The following is a 16,578-nucleotide window of genomic DNA, read 5'->3' as shown; positions in this document are numbered from 1 at the left end:
GCGGGCTTCTTCCTGGGACAGCTGTTCAACGGCCGGTTGCCGGGCTTCGGGGGCCAGGGCTTGCAGGTCGTGCTCGACCAGGGCGAAGCCGATGTCGGCCGGGGCGAAACGTTGGCGCACTTCGCCATCCTGGCGCTCGAAGGTGGTGCGCAGGCTTTCGTGGCGGGCGACGATGCGGTCCAGGGCCCGCTGCAAGGCGTCTCGGTCCAGGCTGCCGCGCAGGTGCAGGGCGGCGGGCATGTGGTAGGCGACGCTGGCGGCATGGTCCAGTTGATCGAGGAACCACAAGCGTTGCTGGGCCAGGGACAGCGGCAGCGGTTGCTCGCGAGAAACCACGGCAATTGCCTGGAGTCGGGATTGACCGGCCTGTTCGACGTGTTGGGCCAGTTCGCTCAGGGAGGTCTGGGCGAACAGGGTGCGCAGGTCGATCTCGGCGCCGAGGTCCTGGTGCAGGCGGGCTTGCAACTGCACGGTGAGCAGGGAGTGGCCGCCCAGTTCGAGGAAGCCGTCGTGACGGCCGACCTGGTCCAGGTGCAGCAGGTTCTTCCAGATCTCGGCAATGGCGACTTCGGTGTCACCTTGCGGCGCTTCATAGGCCTTGCTGGCGAGGGCTTCCAGGCCGGGCTCGGGCAGGGCGCGGCGGTCGAGCTTGCCGTTGGCGGTGAGCGGCAGGGCGTCCAGGTGCACGAAGGCGCTGGGCACCATGTATTCGGGCAGGTGCTTGAGCAGGGCGCTGCGCAGTTGCTCGGCAGGAACCGGTTCGCCGCAGACATAGGCTACCAGGCGCTTGCTCTCGGGTTGGCCGGGATGGTCTTCGCGGGCAATCACCACCACCTCGCGGACACCGGGGCACAGCGCCAGGGCCGCTTCGACTTCACCGATCTCGATGCGCAAACCGCGGATCTTCACCTGGAAGTCATTGCGGCCCAGGTACTCCAGCGCGCCGTTGGCGAGCCAGCGACCGAGGTCACCGGTCTTGTACAGCCGCGCGTTCGGGGCATTGCTGAACGGGTCGGCGATAAAGCTTTTGGCGCTGAGTTGCGGCAGGTTGAGATACCCGCGCGCCACGCCGATACCGCCGATATGGATTTCCCCGGCGATACCCAACGGTTGCGGTCTGCCACGGGCATCGAGCACGTGCATCTGGATGTTGGCGATCGGTTTGCCGATGGGCACGCTCTCGCCGGGATCGCTGGGGCGGCAGTGCCAGGCGGTCACGTCGATGGCCGCCTCGGTCGGACCATAGAGGTTATGCAGTTCAACGCCGGCCAGCTGCCGTTCGAAACGCCGTTGCAGGGCACGGGGCAGGGCTTCGCCACTGCACAGCACCCGACGCAGTTCGGGGAAGTCACGGTTGTCGGGGTGCTCCAGGAACAGGTCGAGCATCGACGGCACGAAGTGCAGCATGGTGATGCTCGCCTCGCGCATCACCTGGGCCAGGTAAGCCGGTTCCTGATGACCGCCGGGACGGGCCATGACCAGCTCGGCGCCGGCCAGCAAGGGCAGGAAGAACTCCCAGACCGACACGTCGAAACCGAACGGGGTCTTTTGCAGGACCCGGTCGCTGGCATCGACGCCGTATTCATCACGGGCCCAGAGCAAGCGGTTGACCACACCGAGGTGTTCATTCATCACCCCCTTGGGGGTGCCGGTGGAACCCGAGGTGTAGAGCACGTAGGCCAGGTGCTGCGGCGTCAGGCCAAGCGCCTGCGAATCTGGATTGTGTGTGGGAAGGGCGCTCAGGACGTCCTCGTCATCGAGCGCCAGCGCCGGGATATTCAATGGCGGCAACTGGTTCAGCAAGGTGTGGCTGCTCAGTACAGCGCGGGGGGCACTGTCTTCGAGCATATAGGCTTGGCGCGCACTCGGCAGGTCCGGGTCGATGGGCACATAGGCGCCGCCGGCCTTGAGCACGCCCAGCAGGGCGACGACCATTTCCGGGCTGCGCTTGAGGCACACAGCCACTCTGGCATCCGGCTTCACGCCGAGTTCGATCAGGCGATGGGCGAGCTGGTTGGCCTGGCGGTTGAGCTGTTCGTAGCTGAGCAGCGGTCCGCTGTCGCCGCGCACGGCACAGTTATGAGGACGTTGCTCGACCTGCTGTTCGAACAGGGTGTGAATCAACACATCCCGCGGATATTCGCGGGCGGTGGCATTGAACTCGACTTGCAGGCGCTGGCGTTCGGCCGCGCTCATCAGCGGGTAGTCGCCCACCGGCGTGTCATGCTGCTCAAGTACCGCTTCGAGCATCGAGACGATGCGTTGTTGCAGCAGGCGGGCTTCTTCCACGCTGTAGTAGGCGGTGTTGAAGTTGAAGTCCAGGTGCACGTCTTCGAATGGGTGGTAGTCACGCACGAAGATCGCCATGGGCGTCTGTTCGTAGCCGTTGTCCATGGTGATGACGGTGGAAGAGGTGCCGCCGAACTGGTCGTCACCGTCCAGGCTTTCGAATGACAGCGAAACGTCGAACAGTTGCCGACGCCCTGCCTGTGCGAGGCGCAGGATGCGGTTGAGTTCGGCAATCGGGAAGCGTTGGTGGCGGTAGCAGCGGCGCAGTTGGCCGCCGGCGGCGTGCATCAGGTCCAGCAGCGAGGCGTCGAGGTCGACGGGCAGGCGAATCGGGCTCACCGAGGAAAACATCCCTGCGGTTTCCTTGGTGCGAGCGTTGGTGCGGTTGTGCACGGGCATGCCGATGACCATCTCGTCGACGCCCACGGTCCGGCAGAAATACGTGGCGACCACGCTGATCAGCACGTGGGCCACCGACAGGCTGCGCTCGCTGGCGAACTGCGTCAGGTCGTTGTAGAGCGCCCGTGGCAGCATCGCCTGGACTTGGGCGCTGGGGGCCAGTTCATTGGCCTGGCCTGTCTTGAAGTCGGCCCGGCGTTGCAGCAGCGACGGCGGCAATTGCGCGTAGGTTTCCTGCCAGAACTCGCGGTCGCGCTCGTAGCGTGACGATTGCAGGTAGGCGCGGTCGTCCTCCAGGAACGACAGGTAGGAATGCCCTTCGGCGACTTCGTCGTTACCAGCCAGCAAGCCGTTGTAGGCAGCGCCCACGGCATGACCGATCAACGCCACACCGATACCGTCGGTGACCAGGTGGTGATAACGGTTGAGCCAGTAGTGACGGTTCGGCCCGCAACGCACCATGCGCGCTTCCCAGAGTTGGCCGGTCAGTTCCGGGAACGGTTGGCGGAAAGCGTTGCGCAGGTACTCCATCGCCAGTCCGGCGTCGGCTTCGGCCTCGGTGAACTCCACGATGTCCAGCTTGACCTTGACCTCGGGCAAGACCCGTTGACGGCCGATGCCGCCCTCATGGCTGAAGCTCAGCCGCAGGGCGTCATGGTTATTGGCGACCAGCTCGATGGCTTTCTCGAACAGCGGGATGTCGATTTCGCCCTTGATTTCCAGGGACATGCCGATGTTGTAGTAGGGCAGGTCCGGGTGTGCGATCTGGTCGAGCCAGATGCCCTGCTGGACGGAGGCCAGTTCGTGGGTGGCGCAGTCTTGCGTGGGCAGCTTTTCGGTCGACGAATCCATTTCGGAGCACCTGCAGGCAGAATCAATTGAGGTTTGTCTCCGTTCGAATGGCGGTGCATGAAGGCCTGGGCGACTGCCAATCGGCGGATGCAAATAGTCGTGGGGAGGGACATCGGGGCCGTGGGCAGGCGCCTGATGCGATGGGGGCGTCGGGGGGCTGCGGTGCGGCTGTCGATGGGCCGTCCTGCCGTCCGGTCACGCCTGATGTCCCTTCACAATGTGGGAAAAAATTAGAGGATCCGCTTCCCGATGTCTGTCATGGGAAGCAGGGACAACGGCGGGAAACGCGGCTTTGCGACGCTTGGGCGTGGTCGCGCGAGTCTGTTATACCAACGACCCTGAGTGAGTTTGCGAGGGTTGAACATGTCACTGATCGCCGAATCGGAGCGTCCGGTTTCCAAGTTCTGGAGCCTGTCCCGTTTTCCCAATCACCCGCAGGCAGGGGCGGTCGAAGTGATCGATGCGCTGGCGATATCCAAAGAGGATTTCACCCGCCGCTACGTCAATCGCAACCGGCCCTGCCTGATCAAGAATGCCGTGCGGCACTGGCCGGCTTTCCATAAGTGGAATCGGCTGGACTACCTCAAGGCTCACTCCCACAACAGTGCCGTGGTGGTTCGTTCGCAGATTGTCTCGGAGGTCATCGGCTGGTCCAATCCCAAGGTCAAGGCCGAGCTGACCGAGTATGCGAACACGGTCTACCGGGACATGCCGTTCCATGAGTTCCTCGACAGCCTGGGCGAGGGCGATTCGCCGCTGGTGGCCGACAGTTGCCGTTTCTCCGAAGGCTCGGCCATCGAGCGGCTGAAGGAGGACGTCGGTGGCCTGCCGTTCATGCCTCAGTTGGGCAAGACCCGGGCCTATCCTCCCCATCGCAGTTTCCTGTACCGCAACTCCTACACCGATTGGCATTTCCATGTCACCGACGAGACGTTCATGGCCCAGGTGGTCGGGGCCAAGGAAGTCCTGCTGCTGCCGCCGGACGAAACCAGTTGGCGGGCGTTGCGGCCGGTGATCGAGGAAGCGGGCTACCTGTACGACATCGATACCGGGCGTTTTCCCGGGACGCGGGACCTGCGTGCCCTGCGCACGGTGGTGGAGCCGGGTGATGCGTTGTACATCCCGGTCTACTGGTGGCATGCGGTCCAGTCCATGGACGACGCATTTGGCGCCACGGTCGCGGCCACGTTCCCGACACCTCTGCATGTCAGCGGCAACATCAGCTCGCCCATCGCCAGACGGGTGCTGCGCAACTACCTGTTTTCCCGCTACGCGCCCCTGGTGGTGGGTGCGGTGGCGTACTCCATGGTCTACCGGTTGATGAGCAAGCTGGTCGATGTCGCCACGTCCCGCGATGTGCGCACATGAGCCTGGTGAGCGACCGCAAGGGCTTCGATCTGGGACGGGGTTTCTATTTCCTCTGGTGTGGCGAGTCTCTGGCGGTCATCGGCACGGCACTGATGGAGTTCGCCCTCGGCGTCTGGGTGTACACCCACACCGGTTCGGCGGTGGCGTTCGCCAACGTGGTACTGGCGGCCACCTTGCCGGCGGTGCTCTTTCTGCCACTGGCGGGAGGGCTGGCGGACCGGATCAGCCACCGGGTCATCATTGTCTGTTGCGATGTCAGCCTGGCGGTGCTGCTGCTGGGCGTCATGGCGTTGCTCTGGTTCGAGCGTCTGGAGCCGTTGCACCTGTACATCTTCAATTGCCTGGCATCGATTGTCAGTGCCTTTCGCAAGCCGGCCTACCAGGCGGCTGTCAGCACGATTGTCGCCCCGGATAAGTTCACCCGGGCCTCGGGATTGATCAGCATCAGCAAGAACGCTTCGGCCCTGGTGGCGCCCCTCCTGGCCGGGGCGATCATGGCGAAGGCCGGGCTGGTGACGATCCTGGCGGTGGACCTGGTGACGTTCTGCTCCGGCACGCTGTTGGTGATCAAGGCGTTTTCCCATGTGCGGCCGCCAGCGGCCCATCACGACGCGCTGGCCAAGGGCACGGTGTTCGGCGGAGCCCTGGGCAATGTCGCCGCGGCGCTGAAGTTCTTCGTCGCCGAGCGCCTGATGGCCGGGCTGCTGGTGTACACCATGATGCGCAGCGCGCTGTTGGCCCTGGCGACCTTGATGATGACGCCGTTGCTGTTGTCGACCCTGGGCAGCCAGGTCCTGGGCATGGCCTATACCTGGGCGGCGCTGGGTGGTTTGGCCGGTGCGGGGTTGTTGATTTCCATGGGCAATCCGCGCCGGTTGATGGCAATGGTGGCGGTGGCCGACCTGTTGCTGGCGGGGTGCGTCGTAGCCCTGGGGATGGTCTCGCAGGCGGTGGCTTACTGCGCCCTGGCATTCGTGGCGATCACCATGGCCAGCATCGCCGATGCCAGCGTGAATGCGCTGTGGATGCGCCGGATTCCCGCCGGCAGCCGCGCCAGTGTGTTTGCCTTGATCAGCATGTTGACCATTGCCGCCACCAGTCTGGCCGTCATCGTCGGCGGTTTCCTGGTCGACCACTGGTTCCAGCCGGCGCTGATGCCTGGCGGACTGTACGCCGATTCGATCGGGCGCTGGCTGGGAACAGGTCCGGGACGTGGCGTGGGGATGCTGTTCGTGGTCGCCGGGGCGCTGTTTGCGCTACTGCCGCTGGGTGTCCTGCTCTACGGACCGATGCGTCGCCTGGACGAGGCGCCCACGCCAGTGGCCGTGGTGCGGATGGCCGACGGCCCGCAGGTCGACCCGCTGTGATGCTGTACCGGATTCCCGTGACAGACAGGCCGGGCCCGCTGGGTCAACCTTCCCAGGCTGGTCCGCTGCGCCCTTCATCGCCACCGGAATCGACAACCCTCAACAAAAGGAGCACCTATGCGCCCGTCGTTTTATGATTCCAGCCGTTTTCCGCACCTCAAGAACCTGGCCGACAACTGGGAAGTGATCCGCGAGGAGTTCCTGGCCCTCGATGCACCGACCCTGACCATCAACCGCGTGGGCAAGTCGATCACCGAGATCGTCGATGAAGTGGCCGCGCACATGGAGGCCGGCGGTGAGTATGGCTGGCTCTGGGGCTGGGGTGATGACATGGACGTCATGCCGGAATGGACCCAATACGGCCTGGTCGCCTATGACACCCCGATCCCCTATGCCCGCGCCGCCATGCCCGGGACCATCGACCTGCTGAGCAAGATCCCCGGCATCAAGCTCTGCGCCTTGCTGCGCATGGAGCCCAACGTTTTCCTTGGCACCCACTCGCACACCGGCACTTGGGAAGAAGGCCTGTTGCACATGCAACTGACCATCGATGCCCCGACCACCCAGAACTATGCCTACCTCAACGTCAATGGCAACTTCAACCAGAGCACCAACGGCAACCTGGTGATCTTCGACGGCTCCCTCGACCACTTCGCCGTCAACGCTTCACGGGCGCACCGCACCGTGCTTTATCTTGAGTTCTATCGCGAGAAGCACATGGCGGCGTGAGGTCTGAGTGGGGCCAAGTCTGCTCGTAGGGGGGGTGCCAGCCGATATCATCGCCGGCTGGACCGACGTCATCGCGAGCGGACTCTCCCTTGAAAGGGAGCGTCCTCCTGGCATCACGGCGCATCTGTGTTCGCACTTGGCTTGCGCGGGTCCGGCTAACGCATCGCGGTGCTGCGGATGTAACGCGCCGGCGACGAGCCCAGTGTCTTGCGGAACATGCTGATGAACGAACTGACCGACTCGTACCCGAGCGCTTCTGCGGTTCGTTGCACCGACTCACCTTCGGCAAGGCTCTGCAACGCCACGATGATTTGCCATTGCTTGCGCCATTGGCCAAAGGTCAGCCCTGTTTCGCTCTTGACCAGACGCGCCAGGGACCGCTCGCTCATGGCGACCTGGCGTGCCCACTGGGCCATGGTGCAACGATTCGACGGGTCCTGGGCCAAGCCGCGGGCGATGAAACGCAATTGCGTGGCGGCGGGAAGCGGCAGGTACAGCTGTTCCGAAGGGGCCAGTGCCAATTGTTCGAGGAGTACGCTCGCCACGCGTGCGTTGGCAGAGGTGGGCGGATAGTCCTGGGCCTGTGCGCTCAGGTGCAGGATCAACTCCAGGATCAATGGGGAAAGCACCAGCGTGCAGCATTTCTCCGGTAGAGCGGCGGCGCCGGGCTCTACGAACAAATAGCCGATCTTGCCGTTGGCAGTCACCCGGTTGCTATGGGCGATACCGCCCGGAATCCATACGCCGAAACCCGACGGCACCATCCAGACACCATCCTCTACGGTGCATACGATGCCCCCGTGATAAGCCACCACCAGTTGGCCCTTGCGATGGGTGTGCACGGGAAATTCGGTGTCGTTTCGCTGGCTCTCCAACATCAGCGCGACGGCGGGCTGGTCGAAGCTATCCAGTTCGAACTGATCAACCGCATAGCGTTTCGTCTCGTCCATGGCACTCCATCCGGATTGTCCGAATTTGATTATAGATTGGCAGCATACTCAATATCGGCACGTTCTCGCAGTCCCTACCATCGTCATCAAGGCCATCAAGGTGATTGCCTCCGGTGAGACTCAACGATGCTGAGCGAAATCACGATTGCCCACCTCTACCTTCCACCCTTGCTGCTCTACCTGGGCGTCGCAGTGCTGGTGTACGGCGTGCTGGAGCGGAGCATGCGGCATTGGCTGGATTGGACCTGGCACCCGAGCATGGCGCGCTTCTTCGTGTCGCTGATTGTCCTCTCGATCCTGGTCCTGAAGTGTTGAGGGCGGCGCGATGACCATCAATCATTTCCTCAAGATGCTCGTAACCCTTGGGCTCGGCCTGATTGCACTGCTGTTCTGCATGCAGTTGTGGCGCACCTATGAGCTGGCACCCTGGACGCGGGACGGGCGGGTCAGTGCGCACGTCATTCGTATCGCCCCCGAGGTGTCTGGCCAGGTTGAACAACTGCTCGTGGGAGACAACCAATGGGTCGCCAAGGGCGCTTCGCTGTATCAGATCGATCGCAGCGCCTATCTGCTTGCCCAGCAACAGCGCACGGCCGAGCTTGCCGAGGCGCGCAGTATCTTCGAACAGCGCAGCGCACAGCTCAAGCGTCGCAACCAGCTCGGCGATGCCATTGCGCGGGAGGAGATCGACAACGCCGCCCGGGATCTGGCGGTGGCCAGGGCGCGTCTGGACGCCGCCCAGAGCCAGCTGGCCCAGGCGCGGCTTGACCTGGACCGCACGACCATTCGCTCACCGGTCGATGGATACGTGACCCAACTGCGCCTTCAGCCGGGTGACTACGCCTCGGCGGGTGACACCAATATCTTTGTGGTCGATAGCCATAGCTTCTGGGTCACCGGCTATTTCGAAGAGACCAAGTTGGCGGGTATTCGAGTGGGCGCTGCGGCGTCGATCAAGCTCATGGGCTTTTCGCCGTTGCTCGAAGGGCACGTCGCAAGCATGGGCAGGGGTATCGCCGACGGCAACGAACAGCGCGGCGACAATGGTTTGCCTCAAGTGGCGCCGACGTTCAGCTGGATACGCCTGGCCCAACGGGTGCCTGTACGGATCGAGCTGGACCACGTGCCGCCGGACGTGGAGCTGGCAGCCGGGATGACCGCCAGTATCGAGGTCGCCGAGGCGGGGGCAGGGCCACGTTGGAGGCTGACGCAGTGGCTTCAGGCGCTCCTGTGAAGGGCCGCGCATGGCGAACGCTCGGCGCATGGGCCGGATCATGGAGTCCCCTGGCATCTGGCTACATGTTGCGCAGTCTTGCGGCGGCCTCTCTGGCGCTATGGCTAGGCTTCCAGTTACACCTGGAGGCGCCATTCTCGGCGGCTTCGACGGTGCTGCTGCTGATCCATCCGCTTCAAGGCGCGGTGGTCGGCAAGGGTTTCAATCGGGTCCTGGGAACCGTGGTGGGACTGGCCGTTGCGTTGCTCCTGACCGGCATGTTCGCCCAGAAAATGTTGCTGTTCATCCTCGGGATCGGGGTATGGCTCGGTCTCTGTGTGGGGGCCATGACCCTGCTTCGGCATTATCACGCCACGGCGGCCGTCGTCGCTGGCTACACGGTCTGCCTTGCCCTGGGGCCCGCTATCGTCACGCCGCAGTTGGGTTTCGATCATATCGTGGCGCGCTGCACGGCGGTCGCACTGGGGGTGTTGAGCCTGAGCCTGGTGGCCACCTTGTTCAGCCGCAAGACCGTCGAGCCCAAACTGAACCGGGCCCTCCACGACGTCTGCTCTCGCACCGTGCGGTTGCTGGCCACGCGATTCAAGGGGGAACACAGTGCGGATCCGGCGATTGCGCAACGCCCGCTCGCCATCGACATCAGCAAGGTGGACGAACTGCTCGGGATCGGCCGAGGTGAGTCCTTGCTGATCCGTTCCAGGCTTGCGGCCCTGCAGGCAGGGCTGGCGTATCTGCATGCCGTGGTTCTGGACGAAGGCGCGACCGATCAGCCTGTTTCGCCTTCGTTCGCCCGAACGGGCATGGACCTGCAACGGTTGGCCGACGCATTGCCGGGCTTTTGCGTGGCGGCCGATGAAGTCCGGGAGATGCAACACCGCCTTGCGCAGTTGCCGGAAAACAACACGAGCCAACAGCGCCTGAAGGAACAATTGGCAGACCTGTTCAGCGCCTTGTCGAGCTTCGCCAGCCTTGAGCATCGGGGTCAGATGCCTGCTCGCGCGGTGGGTTTTCATCGACATTATGGCGACGCGCTGCGTAACGGCGTGCGAGCGCTGTTGGCGACATTGGCAATCGCGGCTTTCTGGTACCTGTCTGCCTGGGACCAAGGGCCAACGTTGCTGGCGGTATCGGGACCGTGCTGTACTTTGCTGGCCACCAGCCCGGCGCCTGCTCAAGGCCTGGCTCGCTTCTTCGAGGGCACCGTCTACGCAATAGTGGCGGCAGCGGCGTGCAAGTTCCTGGTGTTGCCGCACATCAGCGGGCTCGCGTTGCTCACGGTCGTGATGATTGCGTTCTGGGCCGTGGGGATTCAGGCCACGACCCGCCCGCGTCATGCCCTGCAAGGCATCGCTTATCTGATCGGCTTCAACACGCTCGTCAGCACAGGCCTGGCCGCCCAGTACGACTTCGCCGACTTCGCCAACCAGGCTCTCGCCTGGATCGTGGCGCTTGCCATATGCCTGTTGGCCTTCCTGTTACTGCCGGGAAAACCCCACCGCCACCCGCACGTCCTGAAGAAGGCGATACTCCAGGACACCCGGCGACTGCTTCGTCATGGACACCGGATGGACCTGCTCAAGTGGCAGGCAAGGCAGCAGCACCGATTGGTGACCTTGCAGGCGCTGTCGGGGGCAGATGATCAGCAGTCTGCGCAGGCTGGTTCGACGGCCCTGCAATTGAGCCGACAATGGATTCGACTGCAACGTCAAACCCGCGACCTGGACCCTGAATCATCGGTGGGCAAGTGCGCGCGACGGGGCGACCGACGGATTTCCCGGTACGCCTCCCATCCAGCGATCAGCGCGGTCCAGGCCCGTCGAACGTCCAGGTCACTGACCCGCCTTGACGCCCATGACCTGGCGGCTGGCTACCTGGCTTTGGCGGGGTTGCTCGAAACCTACGCAAGCGCGAATCAGCGCACATTTGACCGACGCCTGCGTGGGCAGCCTGCCCAGTAGTCGCTATAGTGCCCGCTTTACGCCGCTCCGGCACTGACACGGCAGTCACAGGAACCCTTCACATGTCCCATGGCGAAATCGCTACCCGCCCTGAAATCACCCACTTTCCACTTTCCCCAAGCGTTGAACAGGCCCGCCAACTGATACCTCCCGCCGAAGAGCGCCTGGCGCAGCGCAAGCGCGTGGTGCTCAAGCCGTTCAAGATCGTCCAAGGGCTCGTCTGTGGATACTTCCTGATCAAATGGGTGGCGCAGGGGCACTACTTCGGTGGCCCGATTCTCGCGGGACTGCTCTGGTGCGTGACCTGGGTCTTCAGCCTGCCGCTGGGGTTGTTCTGGCGCAAGGAAAGTCGCGAACTCAAGCGCGTTCAGGATAACGTCGGCGTCGTCTTGCACAAGACGTGCACGGACTTCCTCGCCGAACAGGCCCTGGGGCCGTATCGCTGGATCTCTCGCGGCGAGAACATGCTCGGACTGTTTCCGGAAACCGCTTTGCTCTATCTCTATTCAGAGGTGTCCGGCTACCAGCATGCGCTGATCGATGCGCCGCAGGTGGTCCGTCAGGTACGGGTCGACGAGAAAACCCAGACCGTCCATACCTCCAACACTCATACCACCCACAGTGAGCGAAGGGTCAGCAGCACGTACTTTGGCGGCGAGATCGGCAAAGGCACGTCAAACTCCACCACCTACACGTCCAGTACGACCCACCACACCTTTACCTTGCAGATTCAGTTTCAGATCGGCTCCGGCACGCCTTGCTGGACAACCTGGTCGTTTGGCAACGACTGGCAGGACGCCGAGAACTGGCGGTTGCAGATCGCACAGGCGGCGGGCTTGTAGATATCGGCGCTGTCGGGCGGCGTCTCCCCTGGTATCCCAATCAAGCCACAAACCTGTAGGAGCAATGCTTGCTCGCGATAGCGACAGACCAGTCAACATTGTTGCTGACTGACTTACCGCAATCGCGAGCAAGCTTTGCTCCTACAGGTTCTGCGCTGTCTGATCCTTAACTGATGAAAGACCTGTCTACGTGGTATGCTCGTCGCCAATATAGGGTAGGGGGGTATGCTATGTCGCATGCGCAGGCGGGAAAAGAAGATCTGCTCAAGCGCGTGAAGCGTATTGCCGGGCAGGTACAGGCAATCGAACGCGCACTGGAGGGCGAGGCCGACTGCGCGAAGACCTTGCACCTGGTGGCGGCGACCCGTGGGGCGATAAACGGTCTGCTCGACGAAATCATCGAGGACCATGCTCGGGAGCATGTCGCCAAGCCTGGCCTGACCGATCAGGAGCGGGCACAGGGCGTAGAGGAACTGCTCGAAGCCATACGTCGGTATTCAAAGTGAGAGATACCTTGAGCACTCATTCCGTTCATAGCCACAATTTTCTGGGTGCCGCCCACGACGCCAATGCCAAGCGCACATTGTGGGTGGTGACGCTCACCGTCGTGATGATGGTGGGCGAGATCGCCGCCGGTTACATCACCGGCTCGATGGCGCTTCTGGCGGACGGCTTCCACATGGCAACCCACGCCGGCGCACTGGGAATCGCGGCGGCGGCATATGCTTACGCACGCAAGCATTCGGAGAATTCCGCCTACAGTTTCGGTACCGGCAAGGTGGGTGACCTGGGAGGGTTCGCCTCCGCGTTGATCCTTGGCCTGATTTCGTTAGGCATCGGAGTCGAATCGGTCCTTCGGCTTTTCGAACCGTCCCAGGTGCAGTTCACAACGGCGACCGTGATCGCGGTCATCGGACTGTTCGTGAACATTGCCAGTGCCTTGCTTCTGGCCGGGGGCGGTCATGAACACGGTCATTCCCATGATCACTCCCACGGCCATCACGGCCACTCCCACGGCCAGGACAACAACCTGCGCTCCGCTTATGTCCACGTGCTCGCCGATGCAGTCACGTCAGTCATGGCTATCGTTGCGTTGCTGGCCGGCAGGTTCCTGGGGTGGGTATGGCTCGATCCGCTCATGGGGATTGTTGGGTCGCTCGTCATTGCCCGCTGGGCGTGGTCCCTGATGCAAGATACCGCGTCGGTGCTGCTGGATAAGACGGATGAGCACGTCGCCGAAGAAATCCGGGAGCTGCTTGATCAAGCAGCCCAGTTCCAGATAACCGACCTGCATGTATGGCGGGTGGGACCTGCAGCGCGTGCCGCCATCGTCAGCGTGCAGGGGCCGCGAGGGTTTTCTGCCGATGAGGTGCGTGCCACGTTGGTTGCGGTCCATGAGGTGACTCATCTCACGATCGAATACAGGACGGTGGGAAACTAGCCGCTCGCCATTATTTCCGGAACAAGCATGGCCAAAGACATTGAAAATCCCTGCGTTTCACTTTGTCAGTTGAACAGTGAGATGTGCGTGAGTTGTGGGCGTACCAGGGAGGAAATACGCAAATGGCGGAGCATGAAACGGCCCGAGAAAATCACCACCGTGCAGAAAGCGTCCGCTCGGATGAAAAGCATTAAAAAGAAGAAGGCGAAGTAGCCCGGGAAAGGGTGAGTACCCGCTTGGAAATGGGCCAAGGCGGTGATTCCCTGGAAGCCCCTGTCCGGACCTTCCAGAGAGACGGCGAGTGGTCAAGTCTTGAAACGCAGCACCAGGTTGTTCAGGTTCACTGCCAGTTGCGACAGCTCGTTGCTGGCAATGAGGGTTTGACGGGTTCCTTCGCTGCTTTGCACCGCCAGATCGCGAATACTGACCAGGCTTCGATCCACATCACGTGCTACATGCGCCTGTTGCTCGGACGCCGTTGCGATTTGCAGGTTGCGTTCGTTTATCTCCAGTACGGCATGGGTGATTTGTTGCAAGGATTGCCCGGCGTCTTCGGCAATTTTCCGGGTGCTATGCACCTCCTGGGTGCTTTTGTGCATCGACTCCACCGTGGCAGAAGAGCCTGCCTGGATCGCCGCGATCATCTGTTCGATTTCCTGGGTGGAGGTTTGCGTACGATGCGCCAAGGCGCGGACTTCGTCGGCAACCACGGCGAAGCCTCGACCTTGCTCGCCTGCTCGCGCCGCTTCGATGGCGGCGTTCAATGCCAGGAGATTGGTCTGCTCGGCAATGCCCCGGATGACGCTCAACACTTTGCTGATGTCTTGGGCTTGGCCGGCCAGCGCCAGCACTTGTGCGGATGAACCTTCTACCAGGCTCGTCAGGTTGCGCATGGCCGCCAGGGTTTCAGTCACACGTTCATTGCCCAAGTCTGCCGACAGGCTCGACTGCTGGGCTGCCTGAGAGGTTGACGTAGCATTGCGAGCCACTTCTTCAACGGCCGCACTCATCTCGTTGACTGCGGTAGCGGCTTGCTCGATTTCGCTGTTCTGTTGCTGCAATGTCCGGTCAGCGCTTTCAGTAATGGACGTCATTTCGACGGCGGCAGTGCTCAGTTGCGTAGATGCACCGGAAATCTCCAGGACAGTTCGCCGCAGCTTCTCCGACATGATGTTGAGCGCCTGCATCAGACGGGATGCTTCATCTTTCCCGGTAACCTCAAGCTGCCGGGTCAGATCCCCTTCGGCAATGTCTTCAGCCAGTTTCAGCGATGTATTGATCGGATCGACAATGCTGCGGGTCAAGGCGATAGCGAGGAAGATGGTGAGAATCAGCGCGACGACTACCACAATCATCAGGACGTTGACGCTATGGCTATACACCGCCGTTGCAATGGCGCCTGACTGCTCCGTCTCTTTTGCGTTCAGCTCGCGCATGAGCGTGAGTTTTTCTTGATAGGCCGTGGCGCGGTTTGCCTGCTCGGAGTTGGCTAAGGCAACGGCCTTGTCATGGTCGGAAGTGTCCAATGCAATGACTTGCTTCAATCCATCGATGTAGGTGTTCATCGCGATTTGAGCGTCATTGAGCTGCGCGCGGTCCTCATCGCTTGTAATCAGATTCTGCCGATAGTATTCGCTGCGCGACTGCAGGGTCTCCATGGCTTGTCGTACTTTGGCTTGCGACGCGCTTTTGACTGAGGGGTCGGTGCTGGCCAGCATTCTGATGCTCTCGAGGCGAGCGTGCAGAAGTGCAATTTGAATGTCATCGACCACTTGAATGCTAGGCAGTGATTTTTCTTCTATGTCTTGTTCTGCGGCGCGCAATTGGCCGACTTGAACGTAGGAGAAGCCTCCCAGCCCGATCAAAAGCAAGGTGATAGCACCGAAGCAGAATGCGGCTCTGCGCGCGATATTGAGCGATCTCAAATTCATGTTTGGCTCCGGTGGCGTACCACGTAACGCCTTCGAGAGCTGGCCCTTCGCCAGCGATTACAGGGTTGGCGAAAGCGGATGAAAATTTTGTGAGCTGTTTGTGGTTTTTTTGAGAATCATGAGATGGCCCGAGATTCAGTCGAGCAGCGCTGGAGCGACTCCAGGCTTCTGGCCGGCTGTAGCCTCTCGCGAGTGGTAGAAAGTGGCCAGAAGCGGACATTCAGCGTTCATCGAGTTTGCTGCCAACACCATCAAAGAGCTGGGGCTGATGCAGCAGAAAAAGCAGGCCAGTGCAGTTCGAGAAACTGAGCGACAAGGTTTTTTGTCGCAGACTGGATGCATCAGGCCCGGCTATGCGGTCCCTCGTATCGTCAGTGCTCGACAGTCGCTCAAAAAAAATTCAAGCGAGGCTTGACCGAGGAGAACGATCGTTCTACATTGAGTCCGTGGAGATGAAAATGACAGATACCCGAGAAAAGATTCTAACGACCGCTGAGAAACTTATTTATCAGAATGGCATTCATGCGACGGGCATGGATCTTCTGGTGAAGACCTCAGGTGTCGCTCGCAAAAGTATTTATCGCTATTTTTCGACCAAAGATGAAGTGGCAGCTGCTGCACTGAATGCTCGTGATGTACGTTGGATGCAATGGTTCAGAACGGAATGCGACAGAGCGGATACTCCGCAAGAGCGTATTCTCAATATATTCACGGTGCTCAAGGGATGGTTTGAGTCAGACGGATTTCGAGGCTGCGCTTTCATTAATACAGCCGGAGAAGTTGGGGATCCCGATGATCCTATTCGCCATATTGCCAAACTGCATAAGCAGAAATTACTCAATTACACACTCGAGCTGACCGAGCAGTTGAATACGGAGCACCCAGTCGTCTTGGCGAGACAACTGCTCATATTAATCGAAGGCGCAATCACCATGGCGCGCGTGATGGGCGATTACAGTGCCGTCGATGACGCAAAAAAAGTTGCACAGTTGCTGATTGAATAGGTGTCGCTTCAAGAAAGTGACTTTCTGACATCTTCGCAAGACGTGCGGTTCAAATATGCCCCTGACGCATATTAGTCTGCGTGGCTGCTCGTATCCGTTCGCATAGCTGGATTGTTGAGATGCTGATGTAAATCGCGATTATCGTGACGCGTTGATGTTGTGATGATGATCGCTGAAAGAAAGTTGTACCGCTCTGCTGAGTTCCGAAAACGTT

14 protein-coding genes and 1 pseudogene are annotated in these 16,578 nt (G+C 61.3%); 11 read left to right on the top strand and 4 right to left on the bottom strand.

What is annotated here, in order from left to right; all coding sequences use genetic code 11:
* The coding region (locus FGE05_RS28990; RefSeq protein WP_139650344.1) for a non-ribosomal peptide synthetase at positions 1-3,540 on the bottom strand (3,540 nt) is incomplete at its 3' end.
* A 363-nt stretch (positions 3,541-3,903) separates the two neighbouring features.
* On the opposite strand from FGE05_RS28990, the gene FGE05_RS28985 reads away from it, so the two are divergent.
* From FGE05_RS28985 to FGE05_RS28975, 3 genes are all read left to right on the top strand, one after another.
* Entirely contained in the window at positions 3,904-4,908 is a 1,005-nt protein-coding gene (locus FGE05_RS28985; protein ID WP_139650343.1) for a cupin-like domain-containing protein, read from the top strand.
* Entirely contained in the window at positions 4,905-6,275 is a 1,371-nt protein-coding gene (locus FGE05_RS28980; RefSeq protein ID WP_139650342.1) for an MFS transporter, read from the top strand. The genes FGE05_RS28985 and FGE05_RS28980 overlap by 4 nt, the downstream gene beginning before the upstream one ends.
* Before the next feature lie 117 nt (positions 6,276-6,392).
* Positions 6,393-7,004 (top strand): aspartyl/asparaginyl beta-hydroxylase domain-containing protein, encoded by a 612-nt coding sequence (locus FGE05_RS28975; RefSeq protein WP_024780235.1) that lies wholly within the window; start codon positions 6,393-6,395, stop codon positions 7,002-7,004.
* A 155-nt stretch (positions 7,005-7,159) separates the two neighbouring features.
* Here the strand turns inward: FGE05_RS28975 and FGE05_RS28970 are convergent, their stop codons facing one another.
* Complete coding sequence (locus tag FGE05_RS28970; protein ID WP_139650341.1) at positions 7,160-7,954, bottom strand: helix-turn-helix domain-containing protein; 795 nt, start codon at positions 7,952-7,954, stop codon at positions 7,160-7,162.
* Between the two features lie 126 nt (positions 7,955-8,080).
* Between FGE05_RS28970 and FGE05_RS28965 the strand changes: the two genes are divergently transcribed.
* The 7 genes from FGE05_RS28965 (at position 8,081) to FGE05_RS28935 (ending at position 13,642) form a co-directional block, all read left to right on the top strand.
* A complete protein-coding gene (locus FGE05_RS28965; RefSeq protein ID WP_139650340.1) occupies positions 8,081-8,269 on the top strand; it encodes a DUF1656 domain-containing protein in 189 nt (62 codons plus the stop codon).
* Positions 8,270-8,279: 10 nt separating this feature from the next.
* Positions 8,280-9,188 carry an HlyD family secretion protein gene (locus FGE05_RS28960; RefSeq protein WP_139650339.1) on the top strand — a complete coding sequence of 303 codons (909 nt, stop codon included), beginning with the start codon at positions 8,280-8,282 and terminating at the stop codon, positions 9,186-9,188.
* A gap of 65 nt (positions 9,189-9,253) precedes the next feature.
* A complete protein-coding gene (locus FGE05_RS28955; RefSeq protein ID WP_139650338.1) occupies positions 9,254-11,146 on the top strand; it encodes an FUSC family protein in 1,893 nt (630 codons plus the stop codon).
* 62 nt (positions 11,147-11,208) lie between these two features.
* Positions 11,209-11,988, top strand: a complete 780-nt coding sequence (locus FGE05_RS28950) for a hypothetical protein (protein ID WP_139650337.1) — start codon at positions 11,209-11,211, stop codon at positions 11,986-11,988.
* A gap of 230 nt (positions 11,989-12,218) precedes the next feature.
* A complete protein-coding gene (locus tag FGE05_RS28945) occupies positions 12,219-12,494 on the top strand; it encodes a metal/formaldehyde-sensitive transcriptional repressor (RefSeq protein WP_139650336.1) in 276 nt (91 codons plus the stop codon).
* A gap of 8 nt (positions 12,495-12,502) precedes the next feature.
* Positions 12,503-13,429, top strand: a complete 927-nt coding sequence (dmeF, locus tag FGE05_RS28940) for a CDF family Co(II)/Ni(II) efflux transporter DmeF (RefSeq protein WP_257225750.1) — start codon at positions 12,503-12,505, stop codon at positions 13,427-13,429.
* 27 nt (positions 13,430-13,456) lie between these two features.
* Complete coding sequence (locus tag FGE05_RS28935) at positions 13,457-13,642, top strand: DUF1289 domain-containing protein (RefSeq protein ID WP_139650334.1); 186 nt, start codon at positions 13,457-13,459, stop codon at positions 13,640-13,642.
* 92 nt (positions 13,643-13,734) lie between these two features.
* Here FGE05_RS28935 and FGE05_RS30560 read toward each other — a convergent pair whose 3' ends face one another.
* Positions 13,735-14,523 (bottom strand): methyl-accepting chemotaxis protein, encoded by a 789-nt coding sequence (locus tag FGE05_RS30560; RefSeq protein WP_373682532.1) that lies wholly within the window; start codon positions 14,521-14,523, stop codon positions 13,735-13,737.
* Between the two features lie 69 nt (positions 14,524-14,592).
* Positions 14,593-15,360: pseudogene (locus tag FGE05_RS30555) on the bottom strand (MCP four helix bundle domain-containing protein); the annotation flags it as partial.
* 458 nt (positions 15,361-15,818) lie between these two features.
* On the opposite strand from FGE05_RS30555, the gene FGE05_RS28925 reads away from it, so the two are divergent.
* On the top strand, positions 15,819-16,364 hold the full coding sequence (locus FGE05_RS28925; RefSeq protein WP_218938881.1) for a TetR/AcrR family transcriptional regulator: 546 nt from the start codon (positions 15,819-15,821) through the stop codon (positions 16,362-16,364).
* Positions 16,365-16,578: the final 214 nt, after the last annotated feature.

The organism is Pseudomonas sp. ICMP22404 (assembly GCF_006227205.1).
Lineage (GTDB): Bacteria > Pseudomonadota > Gammaproteobacteria > Pseudomonadales > Pseudomonadaceae > Aquipseudomonas.
This window is presented reverse-complemented; position numbering and strand designations above follow the sequence as displayed.